Annotated in this window: 18 protein-coding genes; 8 read left to right on the forward strand and 10 right to left on the reverse strand. The window is 73.0% G+C overall.

The genetic code is table 11. The annotated features are described in order from the left end of the window. The first annotated feature begins 1 nt into the window (after nt 1). A complete protein-coding gene (locus BXA10_RS04870; protein ID WP_076467932.1) occupies nt 2-868 on the forward strand; it encodes a deoxyribonuclease IV in 867 nt (288 codons plus the stop codon). Nucleotides 869-1,050: 182 nt separating this feature from the next. Here the strand turns inward: BXA10_RS04870 and BXA10_RS04875 are convergent, their stop codons facing one another. The 4 genes from BXA10_RS04875 to BXA10_RS04890 all read right to left on the reverse strand — a co-directional run bounded on the left by BXA10_RS04875 (nt 1,051) and on the right by BXA10_RS04890 (nt 5,928). Next, on the reverse strand, nt 1,051-2,082 hold the full coding sequence (locus tag BXA10_RS04875) for a threonine aldolase family protein (RefSeq protein WP_076467934.1): 1,032 nt from the start codon (nt 2,080-2,082) through the stop codon (nt 1,051-1,053). Between the two features lie 107 nt (nt 2,083-2,189). Continuing rightward, nucleotides 2,190-3,596, reverse strand: coding sequence for a class II 3-deoxy-7-phosphoheptulonate synthase (locus BXA10_RS04880; protein WP_076467936.1), 1,407 nt, complete (start codon nt 3,594-3,596; stop codon nt 2,190-2,192). Between the two features lie 98 nt (nt 3,597-3,694). Then, the gene (locus BXA10_RS04885; RefSeq protein WP_076467938.1) at nt 3,695-4,183 is read right to left on the reverse strand and encodes a hypothetical protein; all 489 of its coding nucleotides are present in this window, start codon (nt 4,181-4,183) and stop codon (nt 3,695-3,697) included. Nucleotides 4,184-4,350: 167 nt separating this feature from the next. After that, the gene (locus tag BXA10_RS04890) at nt 4,351-5,928 is read right to left on the reverse strand and encodes a glycosyl hydrolase family 18 protein (RefSeq protein ID WP_076467940.1); all 1,578 of its coding nucleotides are present in this window, start codon (nt 5,926-5,928) and stop codon (nt 4,351-4,353) included. A gap of 188 nt (nt 5,929-6,116) precedes the next feature. Between BXA10_RS04890 and BXA10_RS04895 the strand changes: the two genes are divergently transcribed. From BXA10_RS04895 to BXA10_RS04910, 4 genes are all read left to right on the forward strand, one after another. Continuing rightward, nucleotides 6,117-6,611, forward strand: coding sequence for a glutathione peroxidase (locus BXA10_RS04895; RefSeq protein ID WP_076467942.1), 495 nt, complete (start codon nt 6,117-6,119; stop codon nt 6,609-6,611). Nucleotides 6,612-6,760: 149 nt separating this feature from the next. Next, nucleotides 6,761-7,441, forward strand: a complete 681-nt coding sequence (locus BXA10_RS04900) for an NADPH-dependent F420 reductase (protein WP_076467944.1) — start codon at nt 6,761-6,763, stop codon at nt 7,439-7,441. A 261-nt stretch (nt 7,442-7,702) separates the two neighbouring features. Further along, on the forward strand, nt 7,703-8,557 hold the full coding sequence (locus tag BXA10_RS04905) for a DUF4397 domain-containing protein (RefSeq protein ID WP_076467946.1): 855 nt from the start codon (nt 7,703-7,705) through the stop codon (nt 8,555-8,557). Continuing rightward, nucleotides 8,554-9,303, forward strand: a complete 750-nt coding sequence (locus BXA10_RS04910) for a class F sortase (RefSeq protein WP_245828132.1) — start codon at nt 8,554-8,556, stop codon at nt 9,301-9,303. The genes BXA10_RS04905 and BXA10_RS04910 overlap by 4 nt, the downstream gene beginning before the upstream one ends. On the opposite strand, the gene BXA10_RS04915 is transcribed toward BXA10_RS04910, so the two are convergent. Both BXA10_RS04915 and BXA10_RS04920 read right to left on the reverse strand, forming a co-directional pair. Then, nucleotides 9,270-10,628: a hypothetical protein gene (locus BXA10_RS04915; protein ID WP_076467948.1), complete on the reverse strand. Its 1,359-nt coding sequence runs from the start codon at nt 10,626-10,628 to the stop codon at nt 9,270-9,272. The two genes, BXA10_RS04910 and BXA10_RS04915, sit on opposite strands and share 34 nt — an antisense overlap. After that, entirely contained in the window at nt 10,625-10,975 is a 351-nt protein-coding gene (locus BXA10_RS04920) for a DUF2203 domain-containing protein (protein WP_076467950.1), read from the reverse strand. The genes BXA10_RS04915 and BXA10_RS04920 overlap by 4 nt, the downstream gene beginning before the upstream one ends. Before the next feature lie 132 nt (nt 10,976-11,107). On the opposite strand from BXA10_RS04920, the gene BXA10_RS04925 reads away from it, so the two are divergent. Next, entirely contained in the window at nt 11,108-12,400 is a 1,293-nt protein-coding gene (locus BXA10_RS04925; RefSeq protein ID WP_076467952.1) for an exo-beta-N-acetylmuramidase NamZ family protein, read from the forward strand. A gap of 18 nt (nt 12,401-12,418) precedes the next feature. Here the strand turns inward: BXA10_RS04925 and proC are convergent, their stop codons facing one another. The 3 genes from proC to BXA10_RS04940 all read right to left on the reverse strand — a co-directional run bounded on the left by proC (nt 12,419) and on the right by BXA10_RS04940 (nt 15,112). Further along, entirely contained in the window at nt 12,419-13,237 is an 819-nt protein-coding gene (gene proC / locus BXA10_RS04930) for a pyrroline-5-carboxylate reductase (RefSeq protein WP_076467954.1), read from the reverse strand. A 72-nt stretch (nt 13,238-13,309) separates the two neighbouring features. Beyond that, nucleotides 13,310-14,338, reverse strand: coding sequence for a 6-phosphofructokinase (locus tag BXA10_RS04935; RefSeq protein ID WP_076468299.1), 1,029 nt, complete (start codon nt 14,336-14,338; stop codon nt 13,310-13,312). A 276-nt stretch (nt 14,339-14,614) separates the two neighbouring features. Next, nucleotides 14,615-15,112 (reverse strand): polyadenylate-specific 3'-exoribonuclease AS, encoded by a 498-nt coding sequence (locus tag BXA10_RS04940; RefSeq protein ID WP_076467956.1) that lies wholly within the window; start codon nt 15,110-15,112, stop codon nt 14,615-14,617. A 419-nt stretch (nt 15,113-15,531) separates the two neighbouring features. On the opposite strand from BXA10_RS04940, the gene BXA10_RS04945 reads away from it, so the two are divergent. Further along, nucleotides 15,532-16,176 (forward strand): Crp/Fnr family transcriptional regulator, encoded by a 645-nt coding sequence (locus tag BXA10_RS04945; RefSeq protein ID WP_076468301.1) that lies wholly within the window; start codon nt 15,532-15,534, stop codon nt 16,174-16,176. A gap of 141 nt (nt 16,177-16,317) precedes the next feature. Here BXA10_RS04945 and BXA10_RS04950 read toward each other — a convergent pair whose 3' ends face one another. Then, complete coding sequence (locus BXA10_RS04950) at nt 16,318-16,563, reverse strand: hypothetical protein (protein WP_076467958.1); 246 nt, start codon at nt 16,561-16,563, stop codon at nt 16,318-16,320. Between the two features lie 142 nt (nt 16,564-16,705). On the opposite strand from BXA10_RS04950, the gene BXA10_RS04955 reads away from it, so the two are divergent. Next, on the forward strand, nt 16,706-20,173 hold the full coding sequence (locus BXA10_RS04955; RefSeq protein WP_175649124.1) for an AAA family ATPase: 3,468 nt from the start codon (nt 16,706-16,708) through the stop codon (nt 20,171-20,173). Nucleotides 20,174-20,177: the final 4 nt, after the last annotated feature.

Raw genomic sequence — 20,177 nt, forward strand, 5'->3', positions numbered from 1 at the left:
CATGCCGGTGATCGGGGGACGTCCGGTCGGCACGCACACGCCGACCTCGGGCGGCCTGGCCAAGGCGGCTCTGCCCTACCTCGACGCGACAGGCGCCGAGGTGGTCCAGGTGTACGTGTCCAACTCCCGGGGCTGGGCGTTGCCGCCGGGCGATCCCGCCCAGGACGAGCTGTTCCGCGCCGGCTGCGCCGAGCGGGGCGTGCCGGTCTTCATCCACGCGTCCCTGCTGGTCAATCTCGGCTCCCCCACGCCGGCCACGGTCGAGCGGTCGGCACAGACGCTGGCGCACGCGCTGCGCCGGGGCGCGGCGATCGGCGCGCAGGGTGTGGTGTTCCATGCCGGCAGCGCGGTCGACGCCGGGCACGCCGAGGCGGCGATGCGGCAGGTCCGGGAGGCGCTGCTGCCGCTGCTGGACTCGGTCGCCGCGTCCGGTGGGCCGATGCTGCTGGTCGAGCCGAGCGCGGGCGGCGGGCGATCGCTCGCCTCCCGGGTCGAGCACCTCGGCCCCTACCTGGACGCGGTCGACCGGCACCCGTCGCTCGGCGTCTGCTTCGACACCTGCCACGCCTGGGCCGCCGGGCACGACCTGGCCGTCGAGGGCGGCATGACCGCCACCCTGGACGCGCTGGTGGCCACGGTCGGGGCGGACCGGCTGCGGCTGGTGCACGCCAACGACTCGAAGGACCTGTGCGGCTCGACCAGGGACCGGCACGAGAACATCGGCAAGGGCAGCATCGGCGAGCTTCCGTTCGCGGAGCTGATGACCCACCCGGCCACCGCCGGTGTGCCCGTCGTGGTGGAGACCCCGACGGAGAAGCACGTCGGCCACGACGCCGACGTCGCCACCCTCAAACGCCTACGCCCCTGATCCCTCCCCGCCCCCACCCCGCCCCCTCCCGCCCCTCCCCGCCCTCACCCCGCCGCGGTGATCAAGAGGTTTGCGTCATCCGCGGCGCGTTTCCCGACGCGAACCTCTTGATCACCGCGGGTCGAGGGGAAGGGGAAGGGGAAGGGGGTCGAGGGGAAGGGAAGGGAAGGGAGGGGGGTGGGTCAGGCGCGGAGCACCTGGGTCAGTACCTCGATCGCCCGGTCGATACCGGCGTCGTCGACGTCCATGTGGGTGACCAGCCGGGCGGTACGCGGGCCGAGCACCGAGATCAGCAGCCCCGCCTCCCGCGCGGCGGCGGCCAGCGCGTGGGCGTCGAGGGGGGACTTGGACAGGTCCAGCGGCACGATGTTGGTGCGCGCCGTGGTGGCGAGCACACCGAACGGTGCGATCGCCTCGGCCAGGCGGGCGGCCTTCGCGTGGTCCTCGGCGAGCCGCTCGACGTGGTGCGCCAGCGCGTACCGGCCGGCCGCGGCCAGGATGCCGACCTGCCGCATGCCGCCTCCCATCCGCTTGCGGATGAGCCGCGCCCGCTCGATCTTCTCGGCGCTGCCGACGACCAGCGAGCCGACCGGCGCGCCGAGGCCCTTGGAGAGGCAGACCGACATGGTGTCGAAGAGCCGGCCGTACTCGATCAGCGGCACCCCGTCGGCGACGTGGGCGTGCCAGATCCGGGCGCCGTCACAGTGCAGCGCGACCTGCGCGTCGTCGGCCACGCGCCGCAGCTCACGCAGGGTGGCCAGCGGGATCACCCCGCCGCCGCCCCGGTTGTGGGTCTGCTCGACGGCGATCGCCCGGGTCGGGACCGCGAAGTAGCCGTCCGGGCGGATCATGGCGGCGATCAGGTCCGGGTCGATGTCCGCGCCGACCGCCGGCCAGGTCCGCGACGAGATCCCGCCGTACGCTGCCGCGGCGCCGATCTCGTAGGTGACCACGTGGGCGTCCGCGTCACAGAGCAGCTCGTTGGCGGGTGGCACCACCAGCTGAAGGGCGATCTGGTTGGCCATCGACCCGCTCGGGGCGAAGAGCGCCGCCTCGTGTCCGAAGAGCGCGGCGACCTCGGCCTCGAGGGCGATGACGGTCGGGTCCTCGCCGTAGACGTCGTCACCGACCTCGGCGGTGGCCATGGCTTCGCGCATCCCCGGGGTGGGCCGGGTGACGGTGTCCGAACGCAGGTCGATCAGGCTGTCAGCCACAGTTGTCCTTTCGGCTGCCGGCCGCGGGGCTCGCAAGCTCACCGCTCACCTCAGCCACAGTCGTCTCTTCGGCTGCGACTGTGGGGCTCGCAAGCTCACTCCTCGCCTCAGCCACGCAGCATCTCCGCTACCAGGAAGGCCAGCTCCAGCGACTGCTGGGTGTTCAGTCGCGGGTCGCAGGCCGTTTCGTACCGGCCGGGCAGGTCGAGATCCTCGATGCCCTGGGCGCCGCCGAGGCACTCGGTGACGTCCTCACCGGTCAGTTCCACGTGCAGGCCACCGGGGTGGGTCTCCAGGTTCCGGTGGACCTCGAAGTAACCGAGCACCTCGTCCACGATGCGGTCGAAGTGCCGGGTCTTGTAACCGTTGGACGACTCGTGCGTGTTGCCGTGCATCGGGTCGCACTGCCAGACCACCTTCGCGCCGGACGCGGTGACCTTGGCCACGATGGGCGGCAGCGCGTCGCGTACCAGGTGGTTGCCCATCCGGCTGATGAGGGTGAGCCGGCCGGGGATGTTGTCCGGGTTGAGCTTCTCGCAGAGCTCGATCGCCTCATCCGGGGTGGTGGTCGGGCCGAGCTTGACCCCGATGGGGTTGGCGATGCGGGAGATGAAGTCGATGTGGGCGCCGTCGATCTGGCGGGTGCGCTCCCCGATCCAGAGGAAGTGCCCGGAGAGCCCGTACGCCCGGCCGCCGGAGACCCGGGTCAGCGCCCGGTCGTACTCCAGCGCGAGCGCCTCGTGCGAGCAGTAGAGGGTGACGGTGCGCAGCGCTTCGTCGTCGGTCATCCCGCAGGCCCGGATGAAGGCGATGGCGCGGTCGATCTCCCGGGCGATCGCCTCGTAGCGCTCGCCGGCCGGGGACCGCTTGACGAAGTCCTTGTTCCAGTCGTGCACCGCGTGCAGGTCGGCCAGCCCGCCGGCCAGGTACGCCCGGAGCATGTTCATGGCGGCGGCGGAGTTCGCGTACGCCCGGATCATGCGCTGCGGGTCGGCGACCCGGGCCTCCGGCGTGGCCTCAAGCGAATTGATCATGTCGCCGCGGTACGCGGGCAGCCCGCGCGCGTCGGTCGGCAGCGACCGGGGCTTGGTGTACTGCCCGGCCACCCGGGCGACCTTGACCACCGGCAGGGAGGCGCCGTAGGTGAGCACGATCGCCATCTGGAGCAGGGTACGGGCGTTGGCCAGCAGGTGGCTCTCGGTGTTGTCGGCGAACGTCTCGGCGCAGTCGCCGCCCTGGAGCAGGAACGCCTTGCCCTCGCACACCAGCGCGAGCCGCTGCCGGAGCTGGTCGACCTCGTAGGGGGCGACCACCGAGGGCACGGTGTCGAGCACCTTGCACACCTCGGCCACCTTCGCCCGGTCCGACCACGGCGGGATCTGCTGGCGGGGCAGGTCGCGCCAACGGTCCAGGCCGAGAGCCGCGTCCTCCGCGGAGTCGACGGTCGGACGGCTGGTCTGCAGCCCGGGGCCGCCCACCGCGGGATGGCTCAGCTGATGCCACTCATGGCGCATGACAGAAAGCGTACGGCGACGGCGGTGCGGGCCGGTCGTCGAGGGGCATCGTTTCCGGCAACTGGGAGGTCAACCGGCGGGCCCGGGATCGACGCAGGTCAGGACGCGGGCGTGCCGGACGGGCTGGGGGTGGCGCTGCCCGGCGCCTCTCCGGCGATGCACCAGTCGGCCCCGTCCCGAGTGACGGTGAACACCAATGGCCGGATGACCTTGCGCGAGCCGACGGCCACCGTGACGGAGACGTTCACCTCTTGACCCCGAGGGCCGGACCGGATGTCGGTGATGGCTGCCTCCGGCACCTTGAAGTGGTCCGCGAAGTCGCCGTTCGGGCCGGTGGCCGCCGCGTCGAACGCGTCGTGCATCACCGCGCAGAGCTGGCTGCGCCCGGCGTCCACGTCCTTGGCGACCACCGCGTCGAGGTAGGCCTGCACCCGCTCGCGGGACTTGGCGTCGGCCTCCTGCGCGGGCGCCTGGTCGGGCTTCGGTGGTTCCCCGGTCTCCCCGCCGAGGCCGCAGCCCGCGAGGGCGGACGGCAGCATCGCGAGCGCGAGGGCGGCACCCGCCAGTCTCCGGTGCGTCACACCCATCAACCCCTCCCCTCGGCCGCGGCACATCGAGCCATGCCGAGCGGCGAGTCTGTCACATCGCCCTTGAGGGTGGACAGGGGCACCCGCGACGCCCGGTACGACACGCCGGGCGGGGAGGGACGGTGCCGGTCCCTCCCCGCCGTGTGGGTGGTGCGTCGGCCCACGGCTCAGCCGAGACCGCCCTTGATGGCGCCGATCAGCTCGCCGTTGCCGGTGTCACCGGAGAGCTCCCAGAAGAACGCGCCACCGAGGCCCTGGTTGTTCGCGTACGTCATCTTTCCGTTGATCGTGGCGGGGGTGTCGTAGCTCCACCAGTTGCTGCCGCACTTGGCGTACGCCGTGCCGCCGACCGTGCCGGTGGCCGGGCAGGTGTTCTTGAGGACCTTGTAGTCCTCGATGCCCGCCTCGTAGGTACCCGGGGCGGCGCCGGTGGCGGTGCCGCCCGGGGCTGCCTGGGTGACGCCCGTCCAACCCCGCCCGTAGAAGCCGACGCCGAGCAGCAGCTTGTTCGCAGGGACGCCCTTGCCCTTGAGCTTCTGGATCGCCGCGTCCGACCAGAAGCCCTGCTGCGGGATGCCGGGGTACGAGGTCAGCGGCGAGTGCGGGGCGGTCGGGCCCTGCGGGTTGAAGGCGCCGAAGTAGTCGTACGTCATCGGCATGATCCAGTTGAGGTGCTGCGCGGCGCCGGCGTAGTCGGTCGCGTCGATCTTGCCGCCGTTGCTGCCGTCGGCGGTGATCGCCGCGGTGACCAGGGCGTTCGAGCCGAACCTGGCACGCAACGCGGAGACGACGTTCTTGAACGCGTTCGGGCCGCTGCTGTCGCAGCTCAGTCCGCAGGCGTTGGGGTACTCCCAGTCGACGTCGATGCCGTCGAAGACGTCCGCCCAGCGCGGGTCCTCGACCAGGTTGTAGCAGCTCTCGGCGAACGCGGTCGGGTTCTGCGCGGCCTGGGTAAAGCCGCCCGACCAGGTCCAGCCGCCGAAGGACCAGATCACCTTCAGGTGCGGGTACATCTGCTTGAGCTTGCGCAGCTGGTTGAAGCTGCCGCGCAGCGGCTGGTCCCAGGTGTCGGCGACGCCGTCGACGCTGTCCGCGGCGGTGTACGCCTTCTCGTAGTCGGCGTAGCTGTCACCGATCGCGCACCGGCCGCCGGTGGTGTTGCCGAAGGCGTAGAGGATGTGCGTCAGCTTCGACGCCGAGCCGCTCGTGTGGATGTTCTTCACGTGGTAGTTGCGGGCGTACACGCCCCACTCCGCGAAGTAGCCCACGATCTTCTTGCCACCGGGGTCGGGCGGGGTGGTCGGGGGCGGCGTGGTGGGCGGCGGAGTGGTCGGCGGGGTGCCGCCGCCTCCGCAGGAGGCGCCGTTGATGGTGCAGTTCAGCGGAGCCGCGTACGGGCCGCTGCCGTTGTAACCCCAGCTGAACGAGGTGCCGGGCGCGAGCGGCCCGGCCCAGCTCTTCTTCACCGCGACGTAGTGGTTGCCGCTGCGGGTCACGTCGGCGTCCCAGGAGCTGCTGATGCTCGAGCCCGCGGGCAGATCGAACTCGATGCGCCAGGTGCTGACCGCAGCGTCGGAGCCGTTGGTGATGGTCACCCTGGCCTCGTGGCCGGTCCCCCAGTCCTGCACCTTGGTGAACGTGGTGGTCACGCTTCCGGCTCCGAACGCGGTGGCGACCGGCGCGAACGTGGCGGTCAGCGCAACCACGGCGCCGACCCAGAGAGTTCGGCGAAGTGATCCCTTCATGGCGGCTCCCCAACAGTTAGGAAACTTTCCAGAATGTTGGTGAGACGCTACTCACGGTGTCATCACTTAGTCAAGATGCACATGTTTCGATTTCTTGAGGGCTCGAAAGACCGCCCACGTGAACCTCGACCCGGCCGAGGAACCGCGCCGACGGACAGGGTGCGAGTGGGCGGCGATAACCTCGACCGATGACTGTCTTCGACATTCCGATCGACGCCCTGAACGGCGGCCCGGCCGACCTCGCCCAGTACCGCGGACGCGCCCTCCTGGTGGTCAACGTCGCCTCGCGCTGTGGCCTCACTCCGCAGTACACCGGCCTCCAGGCCCTCGCCGACGAGTACGCGGCTCGCGGCCTCACGGTGCTCGGGGTCCCGTGCAACCAGTTCGGCGGGCAGGAGCCGGGCACCGCCGAGGAGATCAACGACTTCTGCCAGGTCAACTACGGCGTCACCTTCCCGCTGACCGAGAAGGTCGAGGTCAACGGGCCCGACCGGCACCCGCTCTACAGCGCGCTGGTCGACACTCCGGACGCCGACGGTCACACCGGCGACGTGCGGTGGAACTTCGAGAAGTTCCTGGTCGCCCCGGACGGCACGGTGGCCGCCCGCTTCGCTCCCACGGTGACGCCCGACTCCACCGAGCTGCGCGCCGCGGTCGAGAAGGTGCTCCCCGGGCCGGCCTGAGCCCCGACCGCTACCCGGACGAGTGGCCGGCCGCGACGCAGCCGGCCACCACCGAGGCCCGGCAGTACCGTGTGCGACGTGGGAACGATCACGCTTACCGGCCGGCCGATGAGGAATTCGGGCCACGGTGGACGGAGTTGGCACCAGACATGACGACCTTGGGACTCATCGGCAGCGGATACATCGGCGGCACCCTGGCCCGGCTCGCGGTGGACGCCGGCTACGACGCGGTGCTCAGCAACTCGCGCGGGCCGGAGACACTGCGCGACCTGGTCGACGAACTCGGCCCACGGGCCCGGGCGGCCACCCCGCTGGAGGCCGCGCAGGCCGGCGACCTCGTGGTGGTGAGCGTCCCGCTGAAGGCGTACACCGCCGTGCCGCCGGAGCCGCTGGCCGGCAAGGTCGTGCTGGACACCAACAACTACTACCCGCAGCGCGACGGGCAGATCGCGGAGTTGGACTCGGGCGCGACGACCAGCAGCGAACTGCTTCAGCGTCACCTGCCCCAGGCCCGGGTGGTCAAGGTCTTCAACAACATCCACTACCGGCACCTGCGGACCCTGCCCCGTCCGGCCGGTGCGGCCGACCGGAGCGCGCTGCCCATCGCCGGCGACGACGCGGACGCGAAGGCGGCAGCGACCCGCTTCCTGGACCAGATCGGCTACGACGCCGTGGACGTCGGTGCGCTCGCCGACGGCCGGCGCTACGAGCCCGGCACCCCGGCGTACGGGGTCATCTACTCCGCCGACCCGACCGACTGGGAGCACGAGGCGCCGGCCGGCTCGGAGAAGGTACGGCAGGCGCTCGCGGCCGCCGACTCCGCCGCCTGATCCGGCAGCGACGCCGTTTGACGATCGCCTGACGCGGCGGGACCGGGCTACTCGCCCGGTCCCGCCGCGTCCTCGCCCCTCCGGCGCACCGCTGCCGACCGCGGCCGTTCCACCAGCAGACCCGTCGGTGACGGCCACGGCCGGCGCTGCAGCAGATGAGGTGTTTTTCGGCGTGTCGGGCTGGTGACGGTTGCGTGCCAGTCCCGTGGACGGGACGCTATCGCCCGGACGCACCCCGACCGGACGCACCCCGGAGGCGACATGCACCTGCGCCGCGCCACGCCACGCCGCCTGCTCGCCGGAGCCGGAGCACTCCTGCTCGGCGTCGCGTTCCTGACCACCACTGCCGCGCCGGCGAGCGCGGCCGGCCCCGGCTACGTCCGGCTCGCCCATCTCTCCCCCGACACCCCCAGCGTCGACGTCTACCTGGCCGCCCCGGACGCGGCGGAGCCGCAGGTCTTCCCCGGCGTGGGCTACGGCGTGGTCTCCGACTACCTGCCGCTGCCCGTCGGGCGGTACGCGGTGGCGATGCGCGAGGCCGGCGCGCCGGCCAGCGATCCGCCGGTGCTCACCACCGAGGTCGCGGTGGCCAGCGGTGCGGCGTACACGGTGGCCGGGGTGGGACGCTACGCCGACCTCGGGCTGCGCGTGTTGCACGACGACCTCAGCGCGCCGGAGGGAGGCCAGGCCAAGGTACGCGTCGTACAAGCCTCCGTACGTGCGCCGGTGCTCGACGTGGCAGTCGCCGAGGGGCCGACCATTGCCAACGGCGTCCAGTTCGCCACGACGACCGACTACCAACTCGTCGAGCCGGGCCGCTGGCGGCTGCGGCTGTCCGGCAGCGGCGGACCGACCACGCAGGCAGAGGTCCGGCTGGCCGGCGGCACCGTCTACTCGCTGCTCGTACTCGACGCGAAGGAGGGCGGGCTCACCACCGAGCTTCGGCGTGACGCGCAGGGCGGCAGGGTGGTCCCCTCCGGTGGGGTGGAGACCGGAGCCGGTGGCACCGCCGGTCCGGCGCGCTGGACGTACCCGGCCGGCACCGCTGGACTGGCCGGCCTGGCGCTGGTCGCCGGCCTGGTACTGGTCCGCCGCCGGCGGCGTACGACCTGGTGAGCCCCGCACGCGGCCCGGCGGTCCGCCGGCACCGGCGGCCCCGGCCGCCGGTGGCCGCGCTGGTCGCGTTCGGCGCGGCGCTCTGCCTGGCCGCCGGGAGCGGGGTCAGCCTGGCCGCCACCGAGCCTCCGCCGCCCGCCGGGCGCGAAGCGCCGCCGGCCGCCGCCCACCCGCCGGCCGCCGGCGGGCAGGCGTCCCGCGGTGGGCGGCCCGGCTGCGTGGGCGGGTGCGGATCGGCCCGTCCCGCGCCATCCGGCACGCCCACCCGGGTACGCGTACCCCGCATCGGCGTCGACTCTTCGCTCACGGTGCTCGGCCTGGACCGTGACCGGGCCTTGGTGCCGCCGGCCGACTTCGGCGTCGCCGGCTGGTACGGCGGCGGCCCGGCACCGGGCGACCCCGGCCCGGCGGTGATCGCCGGGCACCTTGACTCGCGTCGCGGCCCGGCCGTCTTCGCTCGCCTCGACGAACTGCGCGCGGGCGACACCGTCGAGGTGCGGCGCGGCGGGCAGTGGCTGTCGTTCCGGGTCACCGGATCGCTGCGCACCCGCAAGGACCGCTTCCCCACCGCCGCCGTGTACGGTCCGACGCCCGGCCCCGAGCTGCGCCTGATCACCTGCGGCGGCGACTTCGACCGGATCCGCCGCCACTACGTCGACAACCTGGTGGTCTTCGCGGTCGCTGAGCCGACCCCCGCCCAGCGGTCGACGGGTCACTCCCGGTCGACCCGCCCGGTGCGCCGGTGACGGGCCAGGGCGGTGTACCCGCCGACCAGCAGGCCGGGCAGCGCGCCCAGCAGCCAGTCGACCGGGCGTGGTGCCTCCACGAGCCGGCCCACCAGACCGCGGACCTGCGGTGAGCCGGTGACGAGGTACTCCCCCTCGTCGCCGGAACAGGCGACGGTCCACCGCCCGGGCGCGGGCATCCGGAAGGTGCCCACCCAGCGGTAGTCGACGCTGTCGCCGTAGCGCACGGTGCCGAGCACCGGCGAGAGATCCACCCTCGTCCCGTCCAACGACACGGCGTGGCAGTCGCGGACCTCCGTCGGCCCGACGGCGAAGACCGCCAACCGACCGGCGTCCGCCACGGGCAGCTCCGCGGCCGACCCGACGGTGGCGCTGGTACCGATCCCCTCGGCGAAGTCGCCGGTCGCGTGCAGCGCGCCGGTCCCGATCACCACCGGGGCCAGCGCCAGCCCGGCGACGATCAGCCCGACCGCGTAGGCGTACCACCGCCGAACTGGCACGACAGGACCGGCCGCCGGGCCGCCGGCGGCGTCGTGCGTCTGGTGCTCGGCACAGCCGGCCGGGCCGCCGCCCCCGCCGAGGCTGCCGTCCACGGCCGGGCCGGTCGCCACGACCGGGCCACCGGCCCCGCTCGGCCGGCGCGCGGCTGACCCGGCGGCAGCCAGCACCGCGACCAGTACGCCGCCGGCCAGGACCAGTCCGGCCGGCCAGTGCCGGTAGGTCCACGTCACGCACTCCGCGGGCACCACGCTCACGCAGCCGGGCACATCGTGCGGCTGCCCCACGCCGAACAGCCAGGCCGGGGCGGCCGAGAACGGGCCGACCCGGACACCAGACCTACGTGACGACAGCTCGGCGAGGGCCAGCACCGCCAGCAGCAGCGCCAGGAGCACCGGTTGCCGCCACAGCGCGCCGAGGGCGACACCGAATGCCCCGGCCAGTAGTGCGAGCGCCAGGCCCCGCCCCGGCAGGCCGTGCAGCGCACCGTCGACCGCGACCGGTACGACGAGGCGGTGGTAGAGCTGTGCCGCCGCGAGATAACCGACGGCGAGCAGCCCGGTTCCGCACAGCCCCACGGCGAGCCGCACCGAAAGGCGGTCGGCGGGACGACGAGCGCTGTAGCGGGCCGCGAGCAGGAACGCGCCGACCGAGGCGACCAGGACCGAGGCCGTGGTCACCGTACGCAGGTCCGCCCGCCAGCCCGTGCGACGGGTGGCGTCCAGTACGGGCAGGGTGAGCAGCAGGGCGGCGGTGGCGACACCGATGACCCGGCCGGGGCGCGGCAGGAGGCCCCGCGCCGCGTGGCGCAGCGCCCCGCCGCTCATACCGGGCGGCGACCGGCGAAGCCGCACTCGACGCGGTGGTACCAGCGGACGTCCGGATCCCCCTCCAACCAGCACCAGAGCACCGGCCGGCCGTTCCGCTCGCCGGCGAAGTCGAGCAGCACCGGGGCGATGCCCTTGACCCGGATGTCGTGCTGGTGCAGCTCGTCCAGGACGGCGTGCAGCCGGGCCTCCAGGGCCTTGGCCTCGGCCCGGCCGCCGAACGGGCTCGTGCCGTGCTCGGCCAGGTCGGCGTGAAGTTCGGCCAGGTCGGCGCGGAGCCGGATCAGCTCGTCGACACGCGGGCGCAGGGTCGCGACCAGGTGCCGCGCCTGGGCGAGGGTGAACATCCGGCAAGTATGGCCGTCCGCGCGCGTTCCGGTCACCCGCCGCTCCCATTGGCGCGCCACGACTGTAGCTAACCTTCCTTGACGGGGCATCGAGGTGTAGCTAAGTTTCGAGCAACCGACGGGAGGTGGACCGTGGAGCGCAGACGATTCCTGACCGGTGCGAGCGCGGTGACCGCGGGGGTGGTGGCCGCGGCGGCGCCCGGCTCGCCCGGGCTCGCGACGCCCGGGATCCGCCGGGTGGAGACCGGCCTCGACGTGCTGGTCCGGTCCGGCTTCGCCGAACTGGCCGGCCAGCGGGTCGGCGTGATCTCCAACCCCACCGGGGTGGACTCGGCGTACCGGCACCTGGTCGACCTGATGCACGACTCGGGCGAGGTACGGATCGCAGCGGCATTCGGCCCCGAGCACGGCTTCCGCGGCTCCGCGCAGGCCGGCGGCAGCGAGGGCACCGGAATCGACGCCCGGACCGGGATCACGGTGTACGACGCGTACGGCGCCTCCCAGGCGAAGTGGGAGAGCATGTTCGCCGAGGCCGCGGTCGACACCGTCGTCTTCGACATCCAGGACGTCGGCGCGCGGTTCTACACCTACATCTGGACGATGTACACCTCGATGGCCGCCGCCGCCCGCACCGGCAAGCGGTACGTGGTGCTGGACCGCCCTAACCCCATCGGCGGACGGGCCGGCGGCCCGATGATGACCCCGGGCTACACCTCGGGCGTGGGGCTCAAGGAGATCGTCCAGCAGCACGGGATGACCGTGGGCGAGCTGGCTCGCTTCTTCAACGCGACGTTCCTCCCCGCCGAGGTCGGCGGTCCCGTCGACCTGCACGTCGTCCAGTGCCGCCACTGGAAGCGCAACGCGCTGGCCGCCGACACCGACCTGCCCTGGGTGATGCCGAGCCCGAACATGCCCACCCCGGACACCGCCCTGGTCTACCCCGGTACCGGCCTGTTCGAGGGCGTCGCCTCGATCACCGAGGGCCGGGGCACCTGCCGGCCGTTCGAGCTGATCGGCGGCCTGGCCGACGACTTCGACTACCACTGGGGAGACCGGCTCAACGCCCGCGACCTGCCCGGCGTCGAGTTCCGCGAGGCGTACTTCACGCCGACCTCGGCGGGGCAGAAGCCGGCGCTGCTCAACAAGCTCTGCGCGGGCGTCGAGGTGAAGGTGGTCGACCGGGCCGTCTACGACCCGATCCGGACGGCGGTCGCGATGCTGGTGGAGGCGCACCGCTACCCGGCGTTCGCCTGGCGGCAGGACTCCTGGGACACCGCCCGGCCGTACTGGATCGACAAGCTCACCGGCTCACCGCGGCTGCGCACGATGATCGACGCGGGGGCGGACGTGGACGACGTGGTCGGCGCCTGGGCCGACGAGCTGGCCGCGTTCGAACGGGCCCGCCGCCCCCACCTGCTCTACTGAGGACGCAGCCCCGGGGGCTCAGTCGGCCTGGCTGGCGAGCTCCCGGGCGCGGTCCCGGGCCGCTTCGAGGGCAGCGAGCAGGGCTGCCCGTACGCCGTGCTTCTCCAGCTCGCGTACGGCGGAGATGGTGGTCCCGGCGGGCGAGGTCACCGCCTCGCGCAGCTTCACCGGGTGCTCGCCCGAGTCCCGCAGCATCACCGCCGAACCGATCGCGGTCTGCACGATCAGCTCGTGCGCCACCTGCCGGGGCAGCCCGAGCAGGATGCCGGCGTCGATCATCGCCTCGACCAGCAGGTAGAAGTACGCCGGCCCGGAGCCGGAGAGCGCGGTGACCGCGTCCTGCTGCGACTCGGGCACCCGGACGGTCGCGCCCAGCGGCTTGAACATCTCCTCGGCCAGGGCCAGATGCTCCCCGGTGGCGTGCGCACCCGCGGAGATGGCCGTCATCGCCTCGTCGACCAGCGCCGGGGTGTTGGTCATGACCCGGACGACCGGGGTGCCCTCGGGCAGCCGCCGGTTGAAGAAGGCGGTGGGCAGGCCGGCGCAGAGCGAGATCACCAGCTTGTCGGCCGGGACCTTGGGGCCGATCTCCTCCAGCAGCGCGCCGGCATCCTGCGGCTTGACCGCGACCGCCAGCACGTCGGCCTCGTCCACCGCGACGAGGTTGTCCACCACGCGTACGCCGTACCGGCTCGCCAGTTCCTCGGCGCGGGCCGAGCGGCGGGCGGTGGCCAGCAGCCGGTCCGCCGGCCAGCCGGAGCGCAGCAGGCCGGAGAGCACCAGCTCACCGATCTTGCCGGCACCGATCACCGCGACAGTGTGCACCCGGGCTGGCATCCCGCCGTACCCCCTTCTCGCCAGGACGGTGTCGCGGCGGCCGTGCGGCCGCCGCGACACCGTGGCGGTCGATCAGCTACCGAAGAAGACCTCGGCCTCGGCGTACCGCTCCAGCGGCACGGTCTTCAGCTCGCGGGTCGCCTCGGCCAGCGGCACCCGGACGATGTCCGTGCTCTGCATCGCGACCATCTTGCCCCAGTCGCCCTCGTGCGCGGCGTCGATCGCCTGAAGGCCGAGGCGGGTGGCCAGGACCCGGTCGAACGCGGTCGGGGTGCCGCCGCGCTGGATGTGGCCCAGCACGACCGTGCGGGCCTCCTTGCCGGTCTTCGCCTCCAGCTGCTCGGCGAGCCACTGGCCGATGCCACCGAGGCGGACGTGGCCGAACGCGTCGAGCTCCTGGTTCTGCAGGACCATCTGGCCCTCCAGTGGCTGGGCGCCCTCGGCGACCACCACGATCGGGGCGTACTGGTGCTGGAAGCGCTTCTCGACGTAGCCCGCGACCTGCTCCACGTCGAAGTTGCGCTCCGGCAGGAGGATCACGTTCGCGCCGCCGGCGAGGCCCGCGTGCAGGGCGATCCAGCCGGCGTGGCGGCCCATGACCTCGACGACGAGGGTGCGGTGGTGGCTCTCGGCGGTGGTGTGCAGCCGGTCGATCGCCTCCATGGCGATGTTGACGGCGGTGTCGAAACCGAAGGTGTAGTCGGTGGCGCCGAGGTCGTTGTCGATGGTCTTCGGTACGCCGATGACGTGCACGCCGAGCTCGTAGAGCTTGGTGGCGACGCCGAGGGTGTCCTCGCCGCCGATCGCGATCAGGGCGTCCACACCCTGCTCGGCGAGGTTGTCCTTGATCCGCTCGACGCCGTTCTCAATCTTGAACGGGTTGGTCCGGGACGAGCCGAGAATCGTGCCGCCGCGCGGCAGGATGCCGCGGACCTCCGCGATGCCGAGCGGCTTGGACAGACCCTCCAGCGGGCCCTTCCAACCGTCCTGGAAGCCCACGAACTCGTGACCGTACGTGGCCACGCCCTTTCGGACCACCGCGCGGATGACCGCGTTCAGACCAGGGCAGTCGCCACCGCCGGTGAGCACGCCGATACGCATGATCTGCTCATCCTCCTGGAGCATCAGGTGCAGCCCCGGTAAGCCCCAGGTCAGGTGTCGGATCAGACATCGGCGCCATTGCCGGCCCGGGGCGGGCCGTCACTGCGCACTGTAGTCCGCCCGCCCCGGCGGCGACAGCGCGCCCCGCACGGTCCGCCCTGGAACGGGATGTTCCGTGCCGGACCTCCCGGTTTCCGCTCCGACCGCTGGTCGTCGTCACGGCCGACCACCGCCGCCGGGCGGCAGGGGTTCGCCACCGCCGGTCGCGGTGTGCGCTCAGCCGGCGGTCATCGCCCGCCAGCGGGCCAGATTGTGCCGCGCGTCGACCAGCGCGTCGTGCCGGGCCGCCTCCGCCTGCGGCAGTGGCGGGCGACCCCGGTCGTCCCAGAGCTGCCGCAGCTCCTTGGTGAACCGCGGGATCTCCCGCGGCAGCGCCGGCATCGCGCCCCACAGCTGCGCCAGCACCACGTGGTCGTACGCGGCGTACCAGGCCCACAGCTCGATCTGTTCGTTGGGGCGACCCCGGACCGGCTCGACCAGGAACTCGTACAGCTCGTCGCGGATGCGCTCGCGGGAGCGCCAGGCACGGTCGGCCGGCGAGGGCAGCTTGTCCAGCACGTTGCGGCGGACCCACGGAATCGCCCGGGAGTCGTCGAACTCGGTGGAGACGGCGTAGAACTCGCGGCCGTACTCGTCGACGACGCCGATCGAGACGAGGTCGACGACCTGGCCGTCCTCGATGAACTCGCAGTCGTAGAAGTAGCGGTAGACCATCACCGCCATCCTCGCCCACCGCCGGTTCGCGGCGCCGCCCGGGGTGTCGCACGACGGCCGGCCCCGGGCGCAAGCCCCTCGCCGCGGCCGGCCGCGATCGGGATCGTCCCGAATCCCGCGCGGCCGGTCGCGGCCGGGATGCCCCTCCCCAGGCCCCCCCAGGCGCATTCGCCACCTGACCTTGCCGGTCGCCGCAGCTCGGGACTGTCACGGAAGTGATTTGAGGGGTGTACAGCAAGCGACACGACCGTCATGATCTGATGTGTACCGCTTACCGGCGCCGAACCGGTGTCAATTCACCTGCCGTACAGGCCCGTCAGGTGCACCGGTGTGCGAGTTGTGGTCCTTGACCGGGGAGGGGTTGGGCCGTGGAGGGGGTTCGCCTTCCGGAGCCGGGTGACGCGCTCACGGGCGTGGAGATGTTCGCCGGGCTCGAGCCGGAGGTACGGCAGCGGGTCATCGCCGCCGCCGTGCCGCGCACGTACCGCAAGGGCCAACTGCTCTTCGTCGAGAACGATCCGGGCGAATCGCTCATCGTGCTGCGCCGCGGCGCGGTCGCCGTCTTCCGCACCGCCCCGACCGGTGAACGCGCCGTGCTGTCGGTCATCCGCCCACCGGACGTGCTGGGCGAGGTCTCCCTGTTGGACGCCTCCACCCGTTCCGCCTCCGCCGAGGCGATCGAGGACTGCACCGCGCTCGCGCTCTCCCGGGGCGCCTTCATGGAGCTGGTGCACTCCAACCCGCGCATCCTCGACGCGGTGATGCGCTCGCTCGGCGGACTGATCCGCCGTCTCACCGAGCAGAACGCCGACCATGTCTTCCTCGACCTGCCCGGCCGGGTGGCCAAGACCCTGGTCCGGTTGGCCGGCGAGAGCCAGGCTCCCATGATCACCATCGAGCTCAACCAGAGCCAGCTTGCAGAGATGGCCGGCGGCTCCCGGCAGAGCGTCAACCAGGCGATCGGCTCGTTCGCCAGCCGTGGCTGGCTGCGTACCGAGGGGCGCCGCATCGTGGTCACCGATGTGGCGTCGCTGCGCCGGCGCGCCGGCATGAACGACCGCTGACGCCGGCTCGGTCACGCCCCTCGTGCCGACGGCCCGGCACCGTCCCCATCGGAGCATCCGATGCGTCCGACACGGACGGCACCGCCGACAGCGACGGACCGGGCCGGCGAGCACCCGCCCGCCGGCCCCGTCCGTCGCCACTCAGTTGCCGGTGTCGTCGGCCGGCGGGGCACCGGGCCCCGGGCCGATCTTCGTAGGATCGGTCGGCTTGGGCGACGTGGGCGTGGTCGTCGTCTCTCCCGACCCGCTCGCCTGACCCTCGGGCTCTTCCACCATGCCCTGCTCCTCCAGCTCGGCGAGAATGACCGCGTCGACGTCGATGGTGTCCCCCGCAGCCCACTGCCTGCCAGCCGGATCGGTCCACGGGGCGGACAATCGCACCTGCACGGCACTCTCCTGACGTGAAACTTCTTGGTACGGAAGACTAGCCCCGACCGATCGGTCGCGAGGCCCGCCCGCACGTCGGGTACCCGACTGGGTCCGAGCGCCGCGATACTGGGCTCTCTCGCGTACGGAGCTGGACATCGACCTGAAGTGTGGACACTGCGCGCGGACGGCTGGACCGGAAGACCGCTTCTGCGGCGGGTGCGGTCAGCCGCTCGCCGTGAGCTGCGCTCAGTGCGGGCACGCCAACAGCACCGAGGTCAACTTCTGCACCGGCTGCGGGCACCCGCTGCGCGACCACGTCGTGACCGTCCAGGAGGACCGGCGGCAGGTCAGCGTCCTCTTCGTGGACATCGTGGACTTCACCGCGTACGCCGAACGGGCCGACCCGGAGCAGGCTCGCGGTCTGCAGCAGACGTACTTCGCCACGGTGCGGCGGATCGTGCACCAGTACGGCGGAGTGGTCGAGAAGTACATCGGCGACGCCGTCATGGCGCTGTTCGGCGCGCCGGTGGCCACCGACAACGACGCGCTGCGGTGCGTACGCGCCGGCCTGGAGCTGCAACGCAACCTGGCCCGCCAGCCCACCGGTCCACAACCGGCGCTCGGCTTCCGGGTCGGCATCGCCACCGGCGAGGCGCTTGTCGACCTGTCCGCGACCCGGGACGGCGGTCAGGCGTTCGTCACCGGGGACGTCGTCAACACGGCGTCCCGGTTGCAGTCACTGGCCCCGTCCGGTGGCGTGGTGGTGGACGAGGCCACCTGGTCGGCCACCCGCCACGAACTCGAGTACGCCGACCAGCCGCCGGTCACCCTGCGCGGCCGCTCCGCGGTGAGCCGAATCTGGCTGGCCGTCCGGGCCAGGCCGCACCGCGACCCGCACACCGCCGAGCTGACCCCGATGGTGGACCGGGAGCACGAACGCGGCCTGCTGGTCAACGCGCTGCACCGGATGGTGAATGAGCGGACGTCGCAGCTGGTGACGGTCTTCGGTCCCGCCGGGGTGGGCAAGAGCCGGCTGCTGCGCGAACTCGCGCGGCACGCCGGCAGCCTGCCGGGTCCGCCGATCACCTGGCTCGTCGGGCAGTGTCCACCGTTCGGCGAGAACGTCACGTGGGCGGCGCTCACCGACATCGTGAAGAGCTGGGTGGGGATGCCGGGGGCGGACGACCCGGTGGCGCTGCGTGACCGGCTGCGGGCCCGGCTGGGTCAGCTCGCCGACCCGCACGCGGTACGGCTGGCCGAGGCGCTCGGCCCGCTGCTCGGCCTGCCGGGGGAACGACTCACCCTCGTCGAGACCGAGGCGGCGTGGCGGCGGTTCCTGCTCGCGCTGGCCGCCGCCGGGCCGACCGTGCTGGTCTTCGAGGACATGCACTGGGCGGACCAGACACTGCTCGCCTTCGTCGAGCAGCTGGGCGCGACGGCCCGCGGCGTGCCGATGCTGGTGGTCGCGACCGCACGGCCGGAGCTGCGGGAGCGGCAGCCGGCGTGGACCGGCACGATCAGCGGCGCCATGTCCATCTCGGTGCCACCGATGCACGACTCCGACATCGACACCCTCTACTCGCTGCTGCTCGGGAAGGCGACGCTGCCGGCCACGCAGCGCACCCCGCTGATCGAGTTCGCCGACGGCAATCCGCTCTACGCGCAGGAGTACGCCCGGATGCTGCTCGACGGCGGCCTCCTCGACGCGGTCGGGTCGGTTGGGCCGGTCGGCGGTGCGGAGATGCCCCGGACGGTGCAGGCGGTCATCGCCAACCGGCTCGACCTGCTGGACCCGGCCGACCGGGCGGTCCTGCAGGCCGCGGCGGTCGTCGGCGTGCAGTTCTGGGCCGCGCCGGTGGCCACCGCCCTCGGCCGGCCGGTGGCGTGGGTGGAGCGCGCGCTGGACCGGCTGCAACGCCGCGACCTGGTGTACGAGCAGCCCAGCTCCACGATGCCGGGCCACTCGGAGTATCGGTTCCGGCACGTCCTGGTGCGGGACGTCTGCTACCAGCGGCTGCCCCGGGCCGAGCGGGTGCTGCGGCACCACCACACCGCCGACTGGTTGGAGCAGCTCGCCGACGGCCGGCAGCACGACCTGGCCGAGGTGCTGGCCAACCACCGCTGGGCGGCGCACGAGATTGCCCGCACGGTCGGCGTGGACACCGCCCCGTACGCGCTGCCGGCGCGCGGCGCCCTGCACCGGGCGGCCCGGCGGGCGTACGAGCTGCACGCGCTGGACACCGCGGCCACGCTGGTCGGGCGGGCGCTCGCGCTGGAGCTCCCGCCGGACCCCGCGCTGGAGCTGTTCGACGCCGAGCTGGCGTTCTACCGCGACGGTGACGCGTTCCTGGTGGCCGGCGGCACGGACACGCTGGCCCGGCTCGCCGAACGGCTCACCGGGACCGGCGACCGGACGGGGGCCGCCCGGGCCTGGACGCTGCTGGCCACCGCCGCCTGGAGCCGGGCCGACCGGCCGGCCACCCTGCGCTTCCTGGACCGGGCGATCGGCCTCTACGCCGAGTTGCCGGACAGCCAGGAGAAGGCGGGGGCCCTGCTGGAGCTCGCCCGGGTGCACATGCTCAACGCGGAGACCGACCCGGCGTGCACCGCGGCCCGGGCCGCGGCCGCCCTCGCGGAGCGGCTGCAGCTGCGGGAGGCGCAGGCCAACGCCCGGATCACCCTCGCGGTCGCGCGCTACATAACCGGCTCCGGCGACGCGTACGCGGAGCTGGCCGAGGTGACCGAGGACTGCCGGGTGGAGCGGCTGGCCAGCCGCCGCCGGGCGGTGCAGAACCTGGCCTGGGCGTTGCAGGAGGAGGGGGACCTGGCCGGGTCGGCCCGGCTGGTGGACGAGCAGCGGACGCTGGACCTCGGCGGTGAGCACAGCATCGCCACCAGCTTCGAGGATCAGTGGGCCCGGGCGTACTACGCGGGCGAGTGGACGTCGGCGCTGGCGATGGCGGCGGAGTCGACGCGCCGCCCGACGGCGGAGTGGGACCTGCACATCGTGGCGGTGTCGGGGTGGATGCGGGGCTTGCGCGCCGCGCGGCCGGGCCGGGACACCGAGCCGGCCGGCGACGGCGCGGACCTGGTCGAGCAGGCGGTGGTCGCGGCCCGCCGCAGCGGCTTCCACCGGGTGCTGCGCTCCACGCTGGCGCACGCCGCGCTCTGCCGAGCGGTGGAGGGTCGCCGGGACGAGGCGATGGCGTTGCTCACCGAATTGGACGAGGACTGGCGGAAGACCCAGATGATCCCGTTCGCCGAGTGGGTGCCGGCGGTCGGGCACGTCGCCGGGGTGCTCGGCTCCGACGCGGCCCGGCTGGTGCGGGACCTGCTGGCTCGGGCGCCCCGGATGACCCCGTGGGCCCGGGCGGCCGGTCAGGTGGCCGACGCCGTGCTGGCGGGGTGCGCCGGCGATGCCCGTACCGCCGCCGGGCTGATGCAGGGCGCGGCGGCGAGCTACGCCCGGATGACCGATGTGACCGACGAGATCATCACGACGGCGCTGTCGGTCGGTCCGCTGTCGACGATCGACCCGGCAGGCGCGGCCACGGCCCGGTCCCGGCTGCACGAGTTCGCGATACGCAACGACGCCGTCGGGCTGCTCCGGTTGGCGGGCGCCGGGTGACCGG

The sequence above is a fragment of the Micromonospora avicenniae genome (genome assembly GCF_900156065.1).
Taxonomy (GTDB): domain Bacteria; phylum Actinomycetota; class Actinomycetes; order Mycobacteriales; family Micromonosporaceae; genus Micromonospora; species Micromonospora avicenniae.